This window comes from Pseudomonas sp. QL9 (genome assembly GCF_041409665.1).
In the GTDB taxonomy this organism is placed as follows: Bacteria; Pseudomonadota; Gammaproteobacteria; order Pseudomonadales; family Pseudomonadaceae; genus Pseudomonas; species Pseudomonas knackmussii.
The window spans coordinates 5394179-5416694 of the sequence record NZ_CP166971.1; the positions used below are offsets into that span (position 1 = coordinate 5394179).

At 65.3% G+C, this 22516-nt stretch carries 12 protein-coding genes and 1 pseudogene; 10 read left to right on the forward strand and 3 right to left on the reverse strand.

The window, feature by feature from the left end:
- Position 1 precedes the first annotated feature (1 nt).
- Together ACA097_RS25165 and ACA097_RS25170 are read left to right on the forward strand one after the other, a co-directional pair.
- On the forward strand, positions 2 to 2101 hold the full coding sequence (locus ACA097_RS25165; protein WP_371366725.1) for a biotin/lipoyl-binding protein: 2100 nt from the start codon (positions 2 to 4) through the stop codon (positions 2099 to 2101).
- Positions 2102 to 2112: 11 nt separating this feature from the next.
- Positions 2113 to 2619 (forward strand): GNAT family N-acetyltransferase, encoded by a 507-nt coding sequence (locus ACA097_RS25170; RefSeq protein ID WP_043253016.1) that lies wholly within the window; start codon positions 2113 to 2115, stop codon positions 2617 to 2619.
- On the opposite strand, the gene ACA097_RS25175 is transcribed toward ACA097_RS25170, so the two are convergent.
- Both ACA097_RS25175 and ACA097_RS25180 read right to left on the reverse strand, forming a co-directional pair.
- Positions 2612 to 2923 (reverse strand): hypothetical protein, encoded by a 312-nt coding sequence (locus ACA097_RS25175; RefSeq protein WP_043253013.1) that lies wholly within the window; start codon positions 2921 to 2923, stop codon positions 2612 to 2614. The two genes, ACA097_RS25170 and ACA097_RS25175, sit on opposite strands and share 8 nt — an antisense overlap.
- A 46-nt stretch (positions 2924 to 2969) precedes the next feature.
- The gene (locus ACA097_RS25180) at positions 2970 to 3518 is read right to left on the reverse strand and encodes a phage tail protein (protein ID WP_371366728.1); all 549 of its coding nucleotides are present in this window, start codon (positions 3516 to 3518) and stop codon (positions 2970 to 2972) included.
- A 195-nt stretch (positions 3519 to 3713) separates the two neighbouring features.
- On the opposite strand from ACA097_RS25180, the gene ACA097_RS25185 reads away from it, so the two are divergent.
- The 3 genes from ACA097_RS25185 to ACA097_RS25195 are packed head-to-tail and all read left to right on the forward strand — an operon-like array spanning position 3714 to position 15185.
- A complete protein-coding gene (locus ACA097_RS25185) occupies positions 3714 to 4538 on the forward strand; it encodes a sulfotransferase (RefSeq protein ID WP_371366731.1) in 825 nt (274 codons plus the stop codon).
- Between the two features lie 46 nt (positions 4539 to 4584).
- The gene (locus ACA097_RS25190) at positions 4585 to 13620 is read left to right on the forward strand and encodes a DUF4347 domain-containing protein (protein ID WP_371366733.1); all 9036 of its coding nucleotides are present in this window, start codon (positions 4585 to 4587) and stop codon (positions 13618 to 13620) included.
- 53 nt (positions 13621 to 13673) lie between these two features.
- Positions 13674 to 15185, forward strand: a complete 1512-nt coding sequence (locus tag ACA097_RS25195) for a TolC family protein (protein WP_043253011.1) — start codon at positions 13674 to 13676, stop codon at positions 15183 to 15185.
- A 47-nt stretch (positions 15186 to 15232) separates the two neighbouring features.
- On the opposite strand, the pseudogene ACA097_RS25200 reads toward ACA097_RS25195, so the two are convergent.
- A pseudogene (locus ACA097_RS25200) lies at positions 15233 to 16054 on the reverse strand (alpha/beta fold hydrolase).
- A 761-nt stretch (positions 16055 to 16815) separates the two neighbouring features.
- Here ACA097_RS25200 and ACA097_RS25205 point away from each other — a divergent pair.
- The 5 genes from ACA097_RS25205 to ACA097_RS25225 are packed head-to-tail and all read left to right on the forward strand — an operon-like array spanning position 16816 to position 22514.
- Positions 16816 to 17205 (forward strand): type IV pilin protein, encoded by a 390-nt coding sequence (locus ACA097_RS25205; RefSeq protein WP_371366735.1) that lies wholly within the window; start codon positions 16816 to 16818, stop codon positions 17203 to 17205.
- A 5-nt stretch (positions 17206 to 17210) separates the two neighbouring features.
- Positions 17211 to 17762 (forward strand): type IV pilus modification protein PilV, encoded by a 552-nt coding sequence (pilV, locus tag ACA097_RS25210; protein WP_160287432.1) that lies wholly within the window; start codon positions 17211 to 17213, stop codon positions 17760 to 17762.
- Positions 17759 to 18862 (forward strand): PilW family protein, encoded by a 1104-nt coding sequence (locus ACA097_RS25215; protein WP_371366737.1) that lies wholly within the window; start codon positions 17759 to 17761, stop codon positions 18860 to 18862. The genes pilV and ACA097_RS25215 overlap by 4 nt, the downstream gene beginning before the upstream one ends.
- On the forward strand, positions 18859 to 19344 hold the full coding sequence (locus ACA097_RS25220; protein ID WP_371366739.1) for a hypothetical protein: 486 nt from the start codon (positions 18859 to 18861) through the stop codon (positions 19342 to 19344). The genes ACA097_RS25215 and ACA097_RS25220 overlap by 4 nt, the downstream gene beginning before the upstream one ends.
- A 47-nt stretch (positions 19345 to 19391) precedes the next feature.
- Complete coding sequence (locus ACA097_RS25225) at positions 19392 to 22514, forward strand: pilus assembly protein (RefSeq protein WP_371366741.1); 3123 nt, start codon at positions 19392 to 19394, stop codon at positions 22512 to 22514.
- Positions 22515 to 22516: the final 2 nt, after the last annotated feature.

The following is a 22516-nucleotide window of genomic DNA, read 5'->3' on the forward strand; positions in this document are numbered from 1 at the left end:
CATGAGCCTGCCAGTGCTGCGCGACGACCTGCAGCTTTCCGAGTCCGCGCCGACCTTCGACGGCGCGCCGCAGTGGGTGCTCAACGATCCCTTGCGCGGCCGCTACTTCAAGCTCGGCGAAGCCGCCGTGCGCTTGCTGCGCCAATGGAGCCGGGGCGAGGGCGCGGCAGTGCTGGCGGCGGCCAACGCCGGCGGAGGCCGAGCCCTGGGCGAGACCGAGCTGGAGCAGTTGCTGCGCTTCCTGCGCGAGCACGACCTGATCGCCCCGAGCGATGCAGAGCAGCGCGCCAGCTACGCCGGCAAGGCCGCGATGAAGAAGCACAGCCTGTGGCAGCAGGCGCTGCACCAGTACCTGTTCTTCCGCATCCCGCTGTGGCGCCCCGATCCCTTCCTCAACCGCACCTGGCCCTGGCTGGCGCGCAATGGGCGCACCTTGCTCACCGTTGGCCTGCCGCTGGTGCTGAGCCTGGGGCTGTTCCTGGTGGCGCGCGACTGGGACCGCTTCATCGGCAGCTTCTCCTACCTGTTCAGCTGGTCCGGGGCCGCCGCCTTCGGCGTGGCGCTGTGGTTCGCCAAGCTCTGCCACGAACTGGGCCATGCCTACATGGCCAAGCGCGCCGGCTGCCGGGTGCACAGCATGGGGCTGGCGTTCGTGGTGCTGGTGCCGATGTTCTACACCGACGTATCCGATGCCTGGCGCGTCAGCGACAGGCGCAGCCGCCTGCTGATCGGCGCCGGCGGCGTGCTGGCGGAGATGCTCCTGGCCTGCGTGGCGTTGCTGGTCTGGTCGCTGCTCGATGACGGGCCGTTACGCACCGCGGCCTTCCTGCTGTCCAGCGCGACCTGGCTGACCACCCTGGCGATCAACCTCAACCCGTTGATGCGCTTCGACGGCTACTTCCTTCTCAGCGACCTGCTCGCCGTCGACAACCTGCAGGGCCGCGCCTTCGCCCTGTGCCGCTGGCGCCTGCGCGAGCTGCTGTTCGGCTACGGCGCGCCGATGCCCGAGCCCTGGCCGCCACGCCTGCAGCGGCGCCTGCTGCTGTGGGGCTATGCCTCCTGGGTCTGGCGCGCGGCACTGTTCTTCGGCATCGCCCTGGCGGTCTACCACCTGTTCTTCAAGGTGCTGGGCATTGGCCTGATGCTGGTCGAGCTGGGCTGGTTCATCGCCTTGCCGGTGTGGCGCGAGCTGCAGTTCTGGTGGAAGTACCGCGAGCACGCCGAGCCGCGCAAGGCGCTACCGACCCTGGCTGTCGGCGCGCTGGTGCTGCTGGTCCTGCTGGTGCCTTGGCGCACCTCGGTGGAAGTGCCAGCGGTGCTGGAGGCATCGCAGATGAGCGAGGTGCATACGCCGGTCGGCGCGCGAGTCGCGCAAGTGATGGTGCGCGAAGGTCAGGCGGTGAAGGCGGGCGATCTGCTGCTGGCCCTGGAGTCGCCGGACGTGGACGCCCACCTGCGCATCGCCGGCAGTGAAATCCGCGCGCTGCAACTGCAGATCGCACGGGCCACCGCCAATCAGCAGACGGTGGCCGATGCCGGCGTGCTGGAAAGCCAGCTGGCGCAGCAACTGGCCGATTACCGTGGCCTTGCCGCGCAGCGCGAGCGCCTGCAACTGCGCGCCGGGCAAGACGGCGTGGTGCGCGACCTGGGCGCCGACCTGCGGGCCGGCGAGTGGCTGTCGCCGGAGCGCGTGCTGCTGCGCGTGGTTGGCACCCAGAAGCCCAAGCTGCGTGGCTACGTCGAGCAGCAGGCGCTGGCACGCCTGAACCCGGGCGACGAGGGTCACTTCGTCGCCGAACAGCCCGGCTCGCCGGCGCTGGCGGTGCGCCTGATCGAGCTGGACACCGCCAGCAGCGCGGCACTGGCCTTGCCGTTGCTGGCCTCGGACAACGGCGGCCCGCTGGCCGTGCGCCGCGATATCGAACAGCGCGCGATTCCCGAGCACGCCCAGTACGGCGCGCGCCTGGAGGTGCTGGACGACGCGGCAGCACCGGTTCAGGCGGTGCGCGGGATGGTCACGTTGCAAGGGCGTAGCGAGTCGATCCTTGGCGGCTTCCTGCGTCGGCTGGCGGCGCTCGGCGTGCGCGAGAGCGGTTTCTAGGAGAACGGACGATGCTCAATTTCCATTCCAGCGGTCTTGGCCTGCGCCCTGCGCGGGCATCCGACCAGGCCTTTCTCGAGGCCTTGTATCGCTCGGCCCGACCTGAACTGCAGTTGATCGATGGTGAGCAGGACCTCATCGAGACCATCGTCCAGCAACAGTTCCAAGTCCAGGCGGCGGGGCTGGGCGAGCAGTTTCCCGATGCCCAGCACTACGTGATCGAGCGGATCGACACACGCATTGGCGAGCTGGTCTTCGTGGCGGGGGTGGGCGAAATACGCCTCCTCTATCTTGCATTCCTGCCCGAAGCCCGCGGGCTGGGCTTCGGCAGCACCATCATCCGTGGCCTGCAGCAGGCCGCCGAGCAGGCCGGTTGCGCACTGACCACGGTGGTATGGGCCAGCAACCAGGGGGCTCGGCGCCAGTATCTGCAACTGGGTTTCGAAGTGCAGCAGCGTGACATCGCGGCCGAGCGCCTGGTGTGGTGGCCGGAGGCGCTGCGTCCGCCGCTCAGTTGAAAATGATGCTGTAGTAGGCCAGGTTGGGGTCGCGTCCCAGCGGCGGGTTGCGCGTGACGAACAGGTCGCGGATCGCGCCGGTGCCGGGTAGGTCGAGGCAACAGAGGCCATCCACGAAGTCGGTGGGGTCCGAACTATGCAGGGTCACGCAGAACGGTATTCGAGTGCTGCCGGGCACGGCTGAACGCGGTGCCTGGGTCACCGTGTCGATCACGATGGGCAGCGTGTTGCCGTCAGGCAGTTGCAGCGTCAGGGACTGGTCGAGAAAGGCTCGGAAGTGATCGCTGTGTAGCAGGTCCAGCATGTGAGGCTCCGGAAACGGCGCCTGTGTGCCAGGCGCCGGCTCGTGGTCAGTCGCGCGAAGGGAAGATGCCTTCCAGGCAGATGCAGAAGTTCAGCGCCAGGAAGGGGCTTTGGATCGACACCGGCACGCCGCCGCCGGTGAAGGTTGCGCTGGCGCCCTTCAGCGCGACCGGGTTTGCGCCCTGGGCGTCGGAATAGATGGTTGCTGTTCCTTGGCCGCCGCCTGATGCGCCCAGATAGCTATTGGCGCTGCTGGGGACACTTGCAGGGGAACTGGCGGTAGTGGCGAGTTGCACGTTTACGTTGAGGCTGTGCGGGGGCAGGTTGCTGGAGAGCAGGGTGACGCTCTCCGTGCCGCCGACCTGGCCCAGCTCATAGTTGCTCAGGCCAAGGCCCTGGCCATAGCTCAACGGGGTGCGTCCACGCAAGTCGGGGAGGCCGAAGTTGGTCTGGCCATTGCCGCCGTACATGGTGCCCAGCAGCGCAAAGACGGCCGAGTACTGGGAGATGGGTAGCAACTGGCCCGAACAGGTTGCCCACCCCCTGGGCGCGAAGTTGAAGCCGAACGGAATGATGGTGCCGATGAATACTTCCATGCTGTGTCCTTTCGTTGTTATGCGTGATGGGACCGGTACTGCCTGGCGCTCCGGCCGGGGGCCACTCTAGCGGGCTTTTTTTGCCAGAAGAAGTTTTCGGAATATTTCGATGACTATGCGCATTGCACTGTACGAAAATTCCTAGCTGACTTAGCATGCGCTAATTGCATTGTGCCAGTGGGTAGTGTCGCAAGGATGCCAGGATTCCACTTCATTTCCGGTTTGCCGCGTTCCGGCAGTACCCTTCTGGCGGCTATCCTCCTGCAGAACCCGCGCTTCCACGCCGGCATGTCGAGCCCAGTGGGAGGACTCTTCAGCAGCGTGCGCGAGCACTGCAGCGCCGGCAGCGAATTCGCGCCTCTGATCACCCATGAGCAGCGTCGCAACCTGCTACGCGGCCTGTTCGATTCCTATTACGCCGACCAGGCCGACAAGTCGGTGGTGTTCGACACCAACCGCCTGTGGTGCGCCAATCTGCCAGCCCTGCGCGAACTCTTCCCGCAGTCCAAGGTGATCGCCTGCGTGCGCAACGTCGCCTGGATCATGGACAGCCTGGAGCGGCTGTTCCGCGCCAATCCCTTCGAGAACACCAAGCTGTTCGCCGATGCCAGCGAGCGCAATTCGGTGTACAGCCGTGTCGAGACGTTGGCCCAGCGCAACCGCCTGGTCGGATTCGCCTGGAGCGCGCTGAAGGAAGCCTATTACGGCGAGCAGGCCGATTCGCTGCTGGTGATCGACTATGACCTGCTGGTGCAAAACCCGGAGCAGGTGATGCGCCTGGTCTACCAGTTCATCGACGAGCCCTGGTTCGAACACGACTTCGACAACCTGTCCTACGACGCCCCGGACTTCGACGAATCCCTGGGCGTGGCCGGCTTGCACCATGTGCGTCCGCAGGTGGCCCGGCGCGAGCGGCGCACGCTGCTGCCGCCGGACCTGTTCGAACAGTACAGCAAGCTTTCCTTCTGGGAAGACGGCAGCGGCAGTGCAGCCAACGTCATTCGCATCAAGAACAACTGAATAACATCGCCGGCCTGCGAGTTGCCGGAGCGAAAGGGTACATGCCATGCAATGGATGAAGCGCGTGTTCGGCGAGACGGTGCGCCGCCAACAGGAAACCCCGGGCGTGCAGCCGACGCTGATCATGGCGCTGGAGCCGCGCATGATGTTCGACGGCGCGGTTACCGCGAGCGTCGGCGAAGCGGCCAAGCCGACCGATACCCAGGATGCCGTCGCCGACAAGGGCGCCGCGGCCACGCATAGCAAGGACAGCGACAGCAGCCATGCCGCCGCCACTGGCGACGTCCGCAGCAGCGATGCGGGGCAGGGCGCCCAGGCCGGCAGTGGACGCAACGTGGTGTTCGTCGACTCGCGCGTTGAGGATGCCAAGCAACTGCTGCAGGGTGTCGCGTCGAATACCGACGTGGTCTTCCTCGACCGCAACGGCAACGGTGTGCAGCAGATGGCGCAGTACCTGGCTGCGCATCCGGGTGCCGCTTCAGTGCAGATCATCGCCCACGGTAATGCCGGCGACTTGTGGCTGGGCAACAGCTATGTCAGTGCGGAGAACATCGCTGACTACGGCGCCTCGCTGAACCAGCTCGGGGCTAACATGCAGGCCGGCGGCGACATCCTCGTCTACGCCTGCAGCACCGCCCAGGGCGAGCGCGGGCAGACCTTCGTCGATGAGCTGGCGAGCCTTACTGGGCGCGATGTCGCAGCGTCGAATGACCGGACCGGCGCCGGCTCGGACTGGGACCTGGAAGTCACCACCGGCAACATCGAAGCCCGCTCCGTGCTTTCCCAGGCATCCGAGGCCGCCTATGGCCACGACCTGGCGATCATCACCGTGACCAGCAATGCCGACAGCGGTGCCGGGACGCTACGCAACGCCATTGCCAGCGCCCAGGCTGGCGACACCATTACCTTCAGCAGTGCGATGACGGTAAACCTGAGCAGCGGCCAGCTCAGTATCGGCAAGAGTCTCACCATCGAGGGCGATATCGATGGAAATGGCACGGCCGACGTCACTATCGATGCGCACCAGACCAGCCGCGTTCTGGTGATCACCACCGGCACCGTCAAGCTCGACGGCCTGGTGCTGACCGGGGGCTTGCTCTCGGGCAACGGGGGTGACTACAACTCGGTCAACGGCAAGGACGCCCTGGGCGCAGGTCTCGCCGTCACGGGCGGTACGGTTACCCTGACGCATTCGAGTGTCACGGCCAACGCTGCCGCAGGGGGTGGCGGCAACGGTGGAGGCGCGGGCTACGGTTACGGTGGCGGGGGCGGGGGCGGGTTCAACGGCGTCGGTGGTGCTCGCGGGGGCAACTACAGTCCGGCTTACGCGGGGCAATCCGGTGGCAGCGGCGTCGGTGGACGTGGCGGCTTCTACGTGGGTATTTCCAACGGCGTGAATTACGTCGGCAAGGGCGGGAATACCAGCGGGGGCACAGGCGGTGCAGCCAATACCGGATTTGCCGCCGGCGGGAGTGGCGGACGGGCGGGAAGCGCCGGCAGTGGCTACATCGGTGGCGGTGGCGCGGGCTCCGGCGCATCGCTGGCCGCTAGCGTAGGAACGGGGGGGAATGCAGCAGGCGGTATTTATATCGCCAGTGGTGCCACCCTTTATGTGGCGACCACCTCCATCACGAAAAACCTGGGGGCCGGCGGTGGCGGGGCGGGCAGCAGTTACTCGGTAGCCGGTGCCAATGGAGGTATCGGCGTCGGCGGCATCCTCAACAAGGGCACGCTGCATTACGACAGCACTTCCGTGAACCTGCTCTCCGGGCAGCAGAACTACGGTCAGGGAGGCGCTGGTGGGGGCGCGCAGCATGGGCAGGCGACGGGGTCGGCAGGCTCGGGCACCAACACCGGCAACGAGAACTTGACCACGGCGGGCGCCGGTACGGTCGATTCGAGCTGGAGTCCGGATATCGCTCCGACCAATACCACCAGCGGCGGCACCACTGCCTTCATCGAAGGCAACAACACCGTGAGCACTCCGGTGGTTGTCGACAGCGGCTTCACCGTGTCCGACCCGGACAACACCTCCCTGGCCAGTGCCACTGTCAGCGTCACCGGCAACTTCCACAGCGCCGAAGATGTGCTGTCGTTCACCAACAACGGCAGCACCATGGGCAACATCGTCGGCAGCTACAACAGCGCCACGGGCGTGCTGACCCTGACCTCGGCCGGCGCCAGCGCGACCTTGGCGCAGTGGCAGGCCGCGCTGCGTTCGGTCACCTATACCGATACCTCCGACACGCCGAATACTTCCAGCCGTACCATCAGTTTCGTGACCAACGACGGCACGCGGAACAGCAATTCCGCGACCAAGACGGTCAGCGTGACCGCCGTCAACGACACGCCGATCGCCACGGCATCGGGCGGCAGCACCGCCTACGTCGAGGGTAACAACGTCACCGCGAGCGTGGCCGTCGACAGCGGTATCACCGTCAGCGACCTCGACAGCACCAGCCTGGCCAGCGCCACCGTCAGCATTACCGGCGGTTTCCGCAGTGCCGAGGATGTGCTGTCGTTCACCAACAACGGCAGCACCATGGGCAACATCGTCGGCAGCTACAACAGCGCTACCGGCGTGCTGACGCTGACCTCCGCCGGTGGGTCCGCCACCTTGGCGCAATGGCAGACGGCGTTGCGCGCGGTCACGTATTCCGACACCTCGGATACGCCCGACACCGGCAATCGCACCGTCAGTTTCACCGTCAACGATGGCAGCAGCGACGGCGCCGTCACCAGCAAGACGCTGACCGTCGCCAGCACCGACGACACCCCGGTAGTGACCACCAGCGGCGGCACCACGGCGTTCGTCGAAGGCAACAACGCCACCAGCACTCCGGTGGTCGTCGACAGCGGCATAACGGTAAACGATCTCGACAACCCAACGCTGTCCAGTGCCACCGTCGCCATCACCGGCAACTTCCATAGCGCCGAAGACGTGCTGGCGTTCAGCAACGACGGCAGCACCATGGGCGATATCGTCGGCAGCTACAACGCGGCGACCGGTTTGCTGACCCTGACCTCGGCCGGCTCGGCGACGCTGGCGCAATGGCAGGCTGCGCTGCGCGCGGTCACCTACACCAACAGCTCCGAGTCGCCTAATACAGCCACCCGCACCCTCAGCTTCGCGGCCAACGACGGCACCGCCACCGGCAATGCCGCGACCCGGACGGTAGGCGTCACTTCCGTCGACGACACCCCGATCGCCACGGCCAGCGGCGGCGCCACAGCGGCGAGCGAAAACCTTCCCGCGGTTATCGACGCCGGTCTGGTCCTGAGCGATCTCGACAACACGACCTTGGCATCGGCCACGGTCAGCATCACAAGCAACTTCCACATCGGCGAGGACGTGCTGGCGTTCAGCAATGACGGCAGCACCATGGGCAACATCCTCGCCAGCTACAACGCCACGACCGGCGTCCTGACCCTGACCTCGGCCAGCGCCAGCGCAACCCTGGCGCAATGGCAGGCGGCTCTGCGCTCCGTCACCTATACCGATACCTCTGACGCGCCAAACACCGCCGACCGCAGCGTCAGCTTCACGGTCTACGACGGCACCACCAATAGCCTGGCCGCCACCAAGACAGTCAGCGTGACCGCGGTCAACGATGCGCCCCTGGTCACCGCCAGCGGCGGCAGTGCCGCCTTCGTCGCCGGCGACAACAGCGTCAGCACGCCGGTGGCGATCGACAGCGGCATCACCCTGTCCGATCCCGACAACACCACGCTGGCCAGCGCCGCCGTGGCGATCACGGGCAATTTCCATTCCGGCGAGGACGTGCTGTCGTTCACCAACAACGGCAGCACCATGGGCAACATCACCGCCAGCTACAACGCGGCGACCGGCATCCTCACCCTGACCTCGGCCAGCGCCAGCGCAACCCTGGCGCAATGGCAGGCCGCGCTGCGCTCGGTGACCTATACCGATACAGCGATAACGCCGAACACCAGCACCCGGACCATCAGTTTCACGGTCAACGACGGTGCCGCCGACAGTGTCGCGACCTCGCGTACCGTCACCGTGGCCGCCACCGACCAGACGCCGATTCTCGCTACCAGCGGCGGCACCAGCGCCTTCACCGAGGGCGACAACGTGGCCAGCACGCCGGTGGTGATCGACGCTGGCCTGACCGTCAGCGATCTCGACAACGGCACCTTGGCCAGCGCCATCGTCGCCGTCACCGGCAACTTCCAAAGTGGCGAAGATGTGCTGTCGTTCACCAACAACGGCAGCACCATGGGCAACATCGTCGGCAGCTACAACGCGGCGACTGGAATCCTGACCCTCACTTCAGCCGGCGCCAACGCCACCCTGGCGCAATGGCAGGCCGCGTTGCGCGCGGTCACCTACGGCAACGCCTCCGATACCCCCAGCACGGCCAGTCGCGTCGTCAGTTTCAGCGTGAGCGACGGCAGCAAGACCAGTGCGGCCGCTACCCGGACGGTCAGCGTCACGGCAGTCGACGATGCGCCAGTACTCACCGCCAGCGGCGGCACGGCGGCGTTCACCGAGGCCAACAACACCGCCAGTACGCCCGTCGTGATCGATGGCGGGCTCACCGTCAGCGACCTCGACAACGGCACCTTGGCCAGCGCCACCGTCGCCGTCACCGGCAACTTCCAAAGTGGCGAAGACGTGCTGTCGTTCACCAACAACGGCAGCACCATGGGCAACATCGTCGGCAGCTACAACGCGGCGACTGGCATCCTGACCCTCACCTCAGCCGGCGCCAACGCCACCCTGGCGCAATGGCAGGCCGCGTTGCGCGCGGTGACCTATACCGACACATCCGACTCGCCGAACACCGGCAACCGCAGCATCGGGTTCTCGGTCAACGACGGCAGCAAAGACAGTGCACCGGTAACCCGGACGGTGAGCGTCACGGCGGCCAACGATACGCCGGTGTTGGGCGTGGACAGCGGCAGCGCGGCCTTCGTCGCCGGCGACAACACCGCCAGCACGCCCGTCGCGATCGACAGCGGTATCACCATCAGCGACCTGGACAACACGTCCCTGGCCAGCGCCACGATTTCGATCACCGGCAACTTCCACCCCGGCGAAGACGTGCTGTCGTTCGTCAACGACGGCAGCACCATGGGCAACATCGCCGCCAGCTTCAATGCGGCGACCGGGGTGCTGACCCTGACCTCGGCCGGCGCCAGCGCCACCCTGGCGCAATGGCAGGCGGCGCTGCGCTCGGTGACCTACACCGATACCGCTGTGACCCCGAACACAGCCACGCGGACCGTCAGCTTCCAGGTCAACGACGGCACCGATGGCAGCAACGTCGGTACGCGGACGATCACGGTCAGCGCCGTCGACCAGACGCCCATCGTCACCGCCGGCAGCGGCAGCAGCGTCTTCACCAAGGGCGGTGCTCCGGTCGCGATCGACAGCGGCATCACCGTCAGCGACCTGGACAACACCACCCTTGCCACTGCCACGGTGGCGATTACCGGCAACTTCCACAGTGGGGAGGATTTGCTGGCGTTCACCAACAGCAACTCGGCCCTTTTCGGCAACATCGTGGCCAGCTACAACGTCGGCACGGGCGTGATGACCCTGAGCTCGGCCGGCGCCACCGCGACCTTGGCGCAGTGGCAGAATGCGCTGGAGGCGGTGACCTACTCCAACGGTTCGAGCACTCCCAATGCCGCGACCCGTACCATCAGTTTCGCGGTCAACGACGGTAGCAAGACCAGCGCGGCGGCGACCCACGCCGTCGACGTCCTGGTCAACCCGTCGGTGCTGAGCGTCAGCGCGACCACGGCCAACGGCGCCTACAAGGTCGGCGATACCATTTCCATCACTGTCACCTTCGACCAGGCGGTGAACGTCGATACCTCCGGCGGTTCGCCGACCCTGCTGCTGGAGACCGGTGCTACCGATCGAACCGCGACCTACCAGTCGGGCAATGGCACCAATACGCTGATATTCACCTACACGGTGCAGGCAGGCGACCAGAGCGCCGACCTCGACTTCGCCTCGACCTCGGCGCTGTCGCTCAATGGCGCCACCATCCGCAACGCCACCAGCGACGATGCGATCCTGACCCTGGCCAGCCCGGGCGCAGCGGGTTCGCTGGGTGCCAACAAGGCCATCGTCATCGACGGCGTGGCGCCCACGGTGAGCAGCGTCTCCGTGCCCGCCAACGGTACCTACCCGGCGGGCGGCAACCTCGACTTCATCGTCAACTACAGCGAGAACGTTACGGTAGACACCAGCGGTGGCACGCCGTACATCGACGTGACCCTGGATACGGGTGGCACTGTTCGTGCCCAGTACCTCGCCGGTTCCGGCACTTCGGCGCTGACCTTCCGTCTGGTGCTCGCCAGCGGCCAGGTCGACAGCAATGGCGTCAGCCTGGGCTCCAGCGTGCAGCTAAACGGTGGCGCGCTGCGCGACCTGGCCGGCAACGCTGCGGTGACGACGCTGAACAGCGTCGGCTCGACCGCCGGGGTGCTGGTCGATGGCGTAGCGCCGACCCCCAGTGGCATCGCCCGCGTCGAGGCGGCGAGCAACAACGCCACCTCGCTGCACTACACCGTCACCTTCGACGAGGCGGTGAGCGGCGTGGACGCCAGCGACTTCACCCTGGTGGGGACCGGCACGGCTGCCGGCAGCATCAGCTCCGTCACCCAGATCGACGCGCGCACCTACACCGTGCTGATCGGTTCGGTGAGCGGCGACGGCACCCTGCGCCTGGACCTCAATGCCAGCGGCACGGGCATCACCGACCTCGCCGGCAACCCAGTGTCCGGCGGCCTGCAGGGCGGGGTCTATACGCTCGACCACACGGCTCCCGACGTGACCTCGGTCGCGGTGCCGTCCAACGGTTACTACCGTGCCGGCGACCTGCTCAGCTTTACCGTCAATGCCAGCGAAGCCGTGACCGTCGACACCTCGGGTGCCACGCCGCGCCTGGCGCTGACCATCGGCTCGAGGACCGTCTACGCCAACTATGTCTCCGGCTCGGGCAGCACGGCCCTGGTCTTCCAGTACCAGGTCCAGGCTGGCGACAACGATGCCGACGGCATCACCGTGGGCGCGCTGCAGACCAACGGCGGCAGCCTGCGCGATGCGGTTGGCAACGACGCCGTCACTACGCTGAACAGCGTGGGCAGCACCGCAGCCGTGCTGGTCGACACCACGGTGCCGACCGTCGCCAGCGTCAGCGTGCCGGCGGCAGGCGACTACAAGGCTGGCGCGTTGCTCGACTTCACCGTCAACGCCAGCGAGGCGATCACCCTCAATACCCTCGGCGGCGTTCCTCGCCTGGCCCTGGATATCGGCGGGCGGACCGTCTATGCCAACTACGTTTCCGGCTCCGGCACTTCGGCCCTGGTGTTCCAATACCAGGTGCAGGCCGGCGACAACGACGCCGACGGCATCGCCGTGCTGGGCCTGGACGCCAACGGCGGTAGCCTGCACGACGTCGCCGGTAACGCGCTGGCGCTGGGCCTGAACAACGTTGCCGATCCCTCGGGCGTGCAGGTCGACACCCGTGCGCCGCAGGTAAGCAGCGTCACTGCGATTGCCGCGGGCGACTACAAGGCCGGCCAGGTACTGACATTCACCGTCGATACCGACGAGCCGATCACCCTCGATACCAGCGGCGGCGCACCGCGCCTGGCACTGGATATCGGAGGGCGCACCGTCTATGCGGACTACGTTTCCGGTTCCGCAACTACCTTGCAGTTCCAGAACCAGATCCAGCCGGGCGACAACGACGCCGACGGGATCCAGATTCTCTCGCTGCAGAGCAACGGCAGTACCCTCCGCGACGCCGCGGGCAATGACCTGCAAGCGGGGCTGCGTAACGTTCGCGACACCAGCTCCGTGCTGGTCGACACCACCGCACCCACGGCCACCACCCTCGTGCGGGCCAATCCGTCGCCGAGCAACGCCGGGACGGTCGACTTCGACGTCAGCTTCTCCGAGCGGGTCGACGGACTGGCGGCGACTTCCTTCACCCTGCAGGCCACGGGCACGGCCAACGGGCAGATCCTCTCGGTGACCCGACTCCACGACCAGACCTGGCGGGTCACCGTCGGCAATGTCGGCGGCGACGGCAATCTGACCCTGTCGCTGCGCGCCGACAACCAGGTGCAGGACCGTGCCGGCAATTCCCTGCAGCAGGGCCTGCAAGGCCCGGCCTATGCGCTGGACCACAGCAGCCCGCAGGTGAACGGCGTGCAGGTGCCGGCCGACGGTCGCTACAGCGTCGGCCAAAGCCTGCAGTTCACCGTCGACTACAACGAAGCCGTGGTGGTGGACACCAGCGGCGGCGTGCCGCGCATCGCCATTACCCTGGCACAGGGCGGTACCGCATACGCGAACTACGTCTCCGGCTCCGGCACGCAACAGTTGGTGTTCGCCTATACCGTGCAAGCCGGCCAGGCGGACAACGACGGCATCCAGCTGGGCGACCAGATCCTCACCAACGGCGGACGCCTGTCCGACGCCGTGGGCAACGCCGCCAGCCTGCAGCTGGGCGCTCTGCCGTCCACCGCTGGGGTACTGGTGCAGGGCTCGCTGAGTGACGGCGATCCGCAGTTCCGCACCGACCAGGGTACGCGCCCGGTTGTCATCGTGAATAGCGGCAGCCCCAGCAATGGGCCGTTCGTGCCGTCACCGCTACAACACGCCGGTCCGCCGGTGCTGGGTATGCCGCCGCTTCTGGACAGCTCCAACCTCGGTCAGGCGCAGTCGGCCTTCACCAGCCTGTTCCGCGAGGCTCCGAGCCAGAGCCAGTTCGCCCTGATCTTCTCCAATGCCAGCAGCAGCGGGCATGGCGATGGGGCAGGGATGGGCTTCCTCGGTTTCGGCGGCGGCGATGCCGGGGTATTCGCTACCAGCACCTTGTCGTCGGTATTCGACGCTGCCCAGCAAGGGACGGAGGAAGCGCTGTCCGCGTTCGACCACCGCGGCGGCAATGTTTTCGGGGGGCTGCATGGCGCCTTCGCCGCGCCCGGCCTCGGGCAGCAGTTGCATGAGATGAATCAGCGCGAACAGCGCCAGGTCGCGGACCTGGCGAAGGCCTTCGGCGAACTCGGTCAGGAACGGCCGGCAAGCTGAGGGTGGCGGGGAAAGGGATTAACCGAAGCCGTACAGGGGGCGGCTCGAACACAATGAACAGGCATTTCCGATTCTTCAGCGTCAGCCTGCTGGCGCTGGCCATCAGCGGCTGCGCCGTGACTACTGATCCGATCACGCGCGCAGCGAGCGAGCAGCGCGCCCGTGACGACATGGCGCAGATGTTCAAGGCGCAGGAGCCGCTGCAGGCGCCGCTGACCCTGAACGACGCCACCGCGCGCGCCATCAAGTACAACCTCGAAGGCCGCCTGAAGGTGATGGAGCAGGCCCTGGCGCAGCGCCAGGTCGAACTCGCCACCTTCGACATGCTACCGCGCATGGCCGCTTCGGCCGGCTACGCCGGGCGCAACAACGTCAGCGCCGAAAGCAGCAAATCCGTGCGCACCGGCCAGCAGTCGCTGGAACCGTCCACCTCGCAGGACCGCGACCGCGACGTCGCCGACCTGACCATGGTGTGGAACGTGCTCGACTTTGGTGTCAGCTACGTCAGCGCCAAACAGCAGGCCGACCAGAAGCTGATCGTCGAAGAACGCCGGCGCAAGGTGCGCCAGACCATCGTCCAGGACGTGCGTTCGGCCTACTGGCGCGCCGTTGCCGCCGAGCGACTGCTGGGCCGCATCGACGGCCTGATGAGCCGCGTCGACCAGGCCCGCAAGGACAGCCAGCAACTGGGCAACCAGCGCATCGGCGACCCGGTGCAGGCGATGAACTACCAGCGCTCGCTGATCGAGGCGACCCGTCAGCTGGAAGAGCAACGTAAAGCGCTGTCGCTGGCCAAGACCGAGCTGGCCACCCTGATCAACCTGGCGCCGGGCACCGAGCTGAAGCTGGCAATGCCGGCTGACGATTATCCGGTGCCGGAACTGAAGGTCGGCATGGACAGCCTGGAACGCGAAGCCCTGGCCTCGCGCCCGGAACTGCGCGAGCAGGACTACCAGGCCCGCATCAGCGCCGCCGAGACCAAGAAGGCCATGCTGCGCCTGCTGCCGGGCCTGGAGTTCTCCGCCGGCGGCCACTACGACAGCAACAGCTACATGGTCAACCAGAGCTGGGCCGACTACGGCGTGAAGGTGACCTGGAACCTGTTCAACGTGATGTCCGGCCCGGCGGCGATCAAGGTCGCCAAGGCCGGCGAAGAGCTCTCCACCGCACGCCGTCAGGCGCTGTCGATGGCGGTTCTCGCGCAGCTCTACGTGGCCAACGCCAACTACCAGGAAGCGCGCCGGCAGTTCCAGACCAGCGAAGAGCTGGCCAGCCTCGACGGGCAGATCACCCAGGAGCTGCGCAACCGCCACAGCGCCCAGGGCATCGGCGAGCTGGAGCTGATCCAGGGCGAGCTGAACAACCTGCAGGCCGACCTGCAGCGCGACCTGGCCTACGCTGAACTGCGCAACGCCTACGGCCAGGTGTTCAGCAGCGTGGGCCTCGACCCGCTGCCGGACACCCTCAAGTCCGATTCGCTGAGCGACATCAGCCAGGCCCTGGCCAGCCGCGAAGCGCAATGGCAGCGCGGCGAGATCGCGCCGACCGCTCCGGGTTCGCGCTAAGCCACATGGCAGAGGAGGGCGGGCGCCACGTGCGCCCGCCGTCGTCGTCAGCGGTTGAGGAAGGCCAGCAGGTCTTCGTTGACCTGGTCGGCCTGCGTCGTGCACATGCCGTGGGAGCCGCCCTTGTAGACCTTCAGGGTGGCGTTGCGGACGATCTCGGCAGAGCGCCGGCCGGCCGCGTCTATGGGCACGATCTGGTCGTCGTCGCCGTGCAGGATCAGCGTCGGCACGTCGATCTTGCGCAGGTCCTCGGTGTAGTCGACCTCGGAAAACTCGTGGATGCACAGGTACTGGCCAAGGTGGCCGCCGAGCATGCCCTGCAGCCAGAAGTTGTCGATCACCCCCTGGGAGGCCTTGGCGCCGGGGCGGTTGTAGCCGTAGAAGGGCAGCGCCAGGTCCTTGAAGAACTGCGAGCGATCTTCCCGCACGCCCTTGCGGATGCCGTCGAACACCTCCAGCGGCAGGCCGCCGGGGTTGTCGGCGTTCTTGATCATGATCGGTGGCACCGCGCCGATCAGCACCGCGCCTGCCACCCGCTTGGTGCCGTGACGGCCGATGTAGTGCGTCACCTCGCCGCCGCCGGTGGAGTGCCCGACCAGGGTCGCGCCCTTGAGATCCAGCGCTTGGATCACCGCCGCCAGGTCGTCGGCGTAAGTGTCCATGTCGTTGCCCTGAGCAGGTTGCGCCGAGCGGCCGTGGCCGCGGCGGTCGTGGGCAATCACGCGGTAACCCTTCTGCACCAGGAACAGCATCTGTGCGTCCTAGGCGTCGCCGGTCAGTGGCCAGCCGTGGGAGAACACCACGGGCGCGCCGCTGCCCCAGTCCTTGTAGAAAATCTCGGTGCCGTCTTTCGCTTTCACGATGCTCATGCGGTATGTCCTCGGGCCAGTTGTCGAGAAGGGCCGTACCACTGGCGTCCACTGCTTACTCCGAGGCGCTCCACGGCGAACTGAGAAGCTTAGTAAAGGCCGGTTGGCGGTCAGGCTCGGCTTGGCGCTGGCCGACGAGCGGGGCGGGGGGGGAGGCGGGACTAGGCGTTGGTGCCGCGATATTGCTGGCTGGCGACCGACCGTCAGTGGATTAGCGGTAGAGGGGGCGAGGAGCCCGCTGAAGCGGCGTGTCGGTTTGGCCGATGGATCTCATTTCTGGCCCACCTGGTCTGCGCCGTGCCAGTCGAGTTGCGCGGAAACTCGTTGGTAAGTGCAAATAAGAAGTCTTCGTTTTAAGTTTTAGAAGAATTTATAAAGTTATCGCACTGCTTTTTATTAACAATTTTTTCACATATTTTTGTCGCCTGTTTGACGACATGAATGATCCGCGTTAATGGCGAAAAATATAATTTTCGTTAGTGTGACTCGATATATGAAATTTACTTCTTGTAGACATTGAGCTGGAGCTGAAAGTTCGATTAGATTTTTCATGAATCCTGCGGGCTGCCTGGCTCGCAGGATTTTTTTGCGATTAAGGCGATTGCTCTTCGTAACTTTCGCATTAGTCGGATTGGGCGAGTCGATTCTCGTTCAGATGTGGCCGTCGACAGGCGGTGATAAATATCTGAGCAATGGAGTGGCAGAACGCCACTTTGGCAATAGAGTTGATTTGAAGTGGTACTCACTCGCGAGTATGCATCATGCGCAAAAGGTCGCAGGGCTTCACCCTGATCGAATTGATGGTTGTTGCTGCGATCGTCGCCATTCTGGCGGCCATCGCCTATCCGAGTTACCAGCAATACATCATTCGGGGCAAGCGCTCGGGCGCCCAGGCGCAGATGATGGACATCGCCAACCGGGAGCAGCAGTACCTGCTCGCCAACCGGGCCTATGCGAGCAAATCCGCGCTGGAGGCTGGCGGCTATTCCCTCCCCAGCGAAGTGGCCAGCGACTATAGCTATGACGTCACCGTTGGCAGCGGCTCGCCGCCCACCTTCACCATCACCTTCACCCCCTCCGGCTCGCAGGCCAGCGACGGCAACCTGACCCTGACCAGCGACGGCACCAAGACGCCGTCGAGCAAGTGGTGACCAACATGGAATGCTCTCGACAGCGTGGTTTCACCCTTATCGAGTTGCTGGTCAGCATCCTGATCATTTCCTTCGGCCTCCTTGGGCTGGCCAAGCTGCAGGCGCGCATGCAGTTGTCAGACATGGAGTCCTACCAGCGGGCCCAGGCGCTGCTGCTGCTCAACGATATTTCCAGCCGGATGACGGCAAACCCGAAAAACGCCGCCAGCTATGTGACGGGCACCACTGCGGCGGTCAGCACCGGGGCGAGCTGCCCGACCAGCAGCGGTACGCGCCAGCAGGCAGACATCGCCGACTGGTGCAACAACCTGCAGGGAGCGGCCGAGCTCGGCGGCGGCAACGTAAAGGCAGGGGCCATGCTGGGCGGACGCGGCTGCATCCAGTCGCTGGGCAGCAACCAGTACCTGATCACCGTGGCCTGGCAGGGCATGAGCCCGATCTCCGCCCCGCCGGCGAGCGTCACCTGTGGCGCCGGGGCGTACACCGGCGGCAATGGCTGCAGCGGCGACTTGTGCCGACGCGTGGTCACCACCGTCGTTCGGGTGGCCACGCTATGAGGAGCCATCGTCATAGAGAAAGCGGCTTCACCCTGGTGGAGCTGATGGTGGCGATGACCATCAGCCTGCTGATCATGGTCGGGGTACTGACCCTCTACCTGAACCTGCGTCGCTCCAACGACGACATGGCCAACACCAACTCGTTGATCGAGAACGGCCGCTTCGCCATCCAGGTGCTGCAGGAAGACCTGGCCCATGCCGGCTTCTGGAATGGATTCATACCGGCGTTCGACGATCTCTCTCTGACCTCCGTGCCCGGTGATGTGCCCACTGCGTTGGCGCCGGTTTGCGCAGATATTTCCAGCTGGACGGCGCAGGACAAGACCAATGCCGTCGGCATTGCACTGCAGACCTATTCGGGCGTGCCCTCGGGGTGTTCGGCGATCGTTACCAACTTGGCGGCCAACAGCGACGTGGTGGTGATCCGCCATGCCGATACCTGCTCGCCGGGCGTGGGCACCTGCGATGCGCTGGCGGCCGGCAAGGTGTATTTCCAGCCGTCTTTCTGCGACACCGATACCGCGTCCTACGTGTTGGGAAGCGGTGGCTTCACCATGCACCAGCGCGACTGCGCAACCGTTGCCGAGCGGCGCAAGTTCGTCAACAACATCTATTACATCCGTGACTATGCCGTGACGCCCGGCGACGGCATTCCCACACTGATGCGCTCGCAACTCGACGGGAACAGCCAGCAGGCGGCCGTGCCGCTGATCGAAGGCGTCGAAGCCTTCCGCATCGAACTGGGGGTCGACAACGTCAGCCGATCCGGTGCGACGCTCACCGCCACGAGCTATCAAAGCGCGGTGAACTGGAGCGACCCCGACACCAAGACGACTCCCACCAACCGCGGCGACGGCTCGGCGGACACTTTCGTCCATTGCGGTGCGGCCTCCTGCGGCGTGGACAATCTGATGAGCGTGGTGGATGCCAAACTCTATGTGCTGGTTCGCGGCCGCTCGGCCACGCCGGGCTACAGCTCGGACAAGACTTACGTGCTGGGCGGCGCCACGCTCGGCCCCTTCACCGATGGCTACAAGCGTCACCTGTTCACCTCCGGCGCAACGCTGGTGAACGTGTCGCGGCGGAGGCAGACACCATGAGCCTGAACGCGAACCCCGCCAGCCAGCGCGGTGCGACCCTGGTGATCGCCCTGGTGATGCTGCTGATGCTGATGCTGATGGTGGGCAGCGCCTACACCCTCAGCGGTTCCAACCTCAAGGCGGTGGGCAACATGCAATTCCGCAACGAGGCCATCGCCGCCGCCAACGTCGGCATCGAGCAGGTGCTCAGTTCTTCGTTTACGGCAGCGCCCACTGCTGAACAGATCGCTGTCGACCTCAATAACGACGGTACGACCGACTACACGGTGTCGATGGCTGCGCCGGTGTGCATGCGGGCCACGACCAGCTCGCCGAATGGGCCGACGAGTTTGAATCTGCCTGGGATGAGCGCCACCAACTGGAACACCGTCTGGGACCTGGATGCCACGGTCAACGATGCGGTGAGCGGTGCGGCGGTGAAAGTGCGTTCCGGCGTGCGCGTGCAGCTCAGTGATGCACAGAAAAACCTGGTTTGTCCGTGATGGGCGAGGGCAGAGAAATGACGAAGACCAATCCCAAGAGCGCTCCTATGCGCCGCCTGTTCGCTCTTTGCGCCCTGTTGCTGCTGCAGGGTACTGCCCGAGCCGAGGACATCGATCTCTTCGTCGGCACGCCGCCGAATTCGGCCGATGCGCCGAACGTGCTGATCGTCCTGGACAACACCGGGAACTGGACCTCGCCTTTCTCCAATGAGCAGGCTGCGCTTGCATCGGTAATCAATGCCCTGCCAGTAGATAAATTCCGCGTTGGCCTGATGATGTTCACCGAGACGGGAACAAGCAGCATCAGTAGCAGCACTAGCACCAGTGGCAGTAGCGGCAACGGCAAGGGTAATAGCGGCAGCAGTGGCGGTGGCACTACCACCACGACCACCTCAAGCAGCAACAGCGGTAACGATGGCGCCTATGTTCGCGCGGCCATCCGCCTCCTGGATTCCAGCACCAAGACCAAGTACCAGGCGTTGGTTAACAGCCTGGATAGCATTGCCGACAAGTCGAACAGTGGTAAGGCCGCCAAGACCATGGAGGAGGCCTGGCTCTACTACTCCGCTGGCGTTCCTTATGCCGGCAATCAGAAGGCCAAGACGGACTACACGGGCAACACCTTTGGTAGCACCGCCTCTACCGATATCTACGCACTGACTGGCAATGCTCTTTCAGCGATGGCCGGGACTCGCTACAACAACCCAATCGTCACCGGCTGCGCGAAGAACTTCATTATCTTCATCAGCAACGGCGCCACGCAGGACAGCAACAGCGATAACCAGCAGGCGAGTGACGCACTGGCGGCTGCGGGCGGCAGCATTACCGCCGTCCCGATCTCGCCCAGCGGCTCACAAGACAACTTCGCTGACGAGTGGGCTCGCTTCATGAAGAAGAGCAGCCTCGGCATCACCACTTACACCGTGGACGTCAACAAGGTCACTACGGGGCAGGGACCGGGTTGGACCGCGTTGCTCAAGAGCATGGCCAACGTCAGCAGCGGCAAGTACTTCGATGTGACCTCCTCGGGCACCCAGATCGCCGACGCCCTGAACGCCATATTCTCCGAGATTCAGTCGAAGAACAGCGTGTTCGCCTCGGTCAGCCTGCCCGTCAGCGTGAACACCCAGAGCACCTACCTCAACCAGGTGTTCATTGGCATGTTCCGTCCCGACCAGGATTCCTTCCCGCGCTGGGCCGGTAACCTCAAGCAGTACAAGCTGGGGAACATCGATGGGGTGTTGAAGACCCTGGATGCCGATGGCGCGAGCGCGATCAACAACACCAAGGGTTTCATCACCGAGTGCGCGCGCAGCTTCTGGACGCCCTCGACGAAAGATACGTACTGGGCCTTCAAGCCGCAGACTGATTGCTTGCAGATCACAGGTGCGGATGTTTCCAACTATCCGGACGGCAACATCGTCGAAAAGGGCGCTCAGGCCTATATCCTGCGCCAGGGCGGCAGCCGGAACGTGAAAACCTGCACGGCCAGCGGCTGCACCGCGCTGACCAACTTCAACGACGCCAACACGGACATCACCCAGACCGCCCTGGGGGCCGCCGACGCCACCGAGCGCACCAGCCTGATCAACTGGGCAGCGGGGGCGGACAATCTGGACGAAAACCTCAACGCCAACCTCACCGAAGTGCGCTCGTCGGTCCATGGCGATGTCGTGCACTCGCGTCCGGTCGCGCTCAACTTCGGCAGCAGTACGTTGCCCCAGGTGGTGGTCTTCTACGGCGGCAACGACGGGCTCCTGCGTGCCGTCAACGGCAACCGCACAACCAGTTTCGGCACCTTCGGCGCGGGCACCGAACTGTGGTCGTTCATGCCGCCGGAGTTCTATCCGAGCATCAAGCGCCTGCGCGACAACACGGTGAGCATCAGCTTCCCGGGCCACACGACCGGCACCCCTACGCCGCAGCCGAAATCCTATGGCATGGACGGTTCCGTCACCGCGGTGCGCCAGGGCAGCACCAGCTGGATCTACGCCACCATGCGCCGCGGCGGACGACAGCTGTATGCCTTCGACGTGACCACTCCCGGGACACCCTCGCTGAAGTGGCGCCTGGGCTGCCCCAGCCTGGGCGACGACACCGGTTGCAGCACTGGCTTCGAGGGTATCGGCCAGACCTGGTCGACGCCGGTTCCCTTCAAGGCCACCGGGTACAACGGCGGCGCTTCCGCGCTGCTGGTCATGGGCGGTGGCTACGATAAGTGCGAGGACGCCGATCCCAACACCTGCACCTCGACCAGCAAAGGCAACAAGATCTACGTGGTGGATGCCGATACCGGCGCGCTGCTGAAGACCTTCACCACTGATCGCGGCGTGGTCGGCGACGTGACCATGATTTCCGACAACAGCGGCATGGCCGTCTATGGCTATGCGTCCGACCTGGGCGGCAACGTCTACCGGATCTCCGGCAACAGCGCCAACACGGCCATCGGCAGCACCGCCCCGAGCGGCTGGACACTGACCAAGATCGCCTCCTTGGGCTGTGATACGCAGAGCAGTTGCACGGCCAATCGCAAGTTCATGTTCGGCCCGGACGTGTCGCTCTACAACGGCCAGTACCTGATCATGCTGGGCTCCGGCGACCGCGAGAAGCCGTTGCTCAGCTATACCTCGGCGGCTAGCGTGGCGAACCGCTTCTACACCTTGTACGACAAGCCCGGCGATGCCACCTGGCTGGCTGCAGAATCTGGAGTCTGTGGCGCCAACCTGATCTGCAATGCCTCGCTGTTGCCCATCACCACCACGGCCACGCCGACCAGCACCGAGCTGGCGGCCTATCCGAAGGGCTGGTACCTGGGCCTGGCCTCGACCGAACAGGTGGTGACCTCGTCGATCCTGGTCTACGGCACCATCACTTTCAGTACCCACCAGCCTCAGGTAGCCAGCTCAACCAGTTGCACCGGTCTGGGCACGGCGCGCGTCTACAACATCAACTACCAGAACGCGGCGGGTTATACCGATCGCTACGGGGTGATCGCCGGCGGCGGCCTGCCGCCCTCGCCGGTGGCCGGCATGGTGACCCTGGACAATGGCGCGACGGTGCCCTTCATCATCGGCGCCAACCCCGACTCGCCGTTGGAGGCCAAGACCCCGCCGCCACCGCCGGGGACCAACCAGCCCAAGTCCTGGGTCTTCTGGAACATCGAGCGATAGGA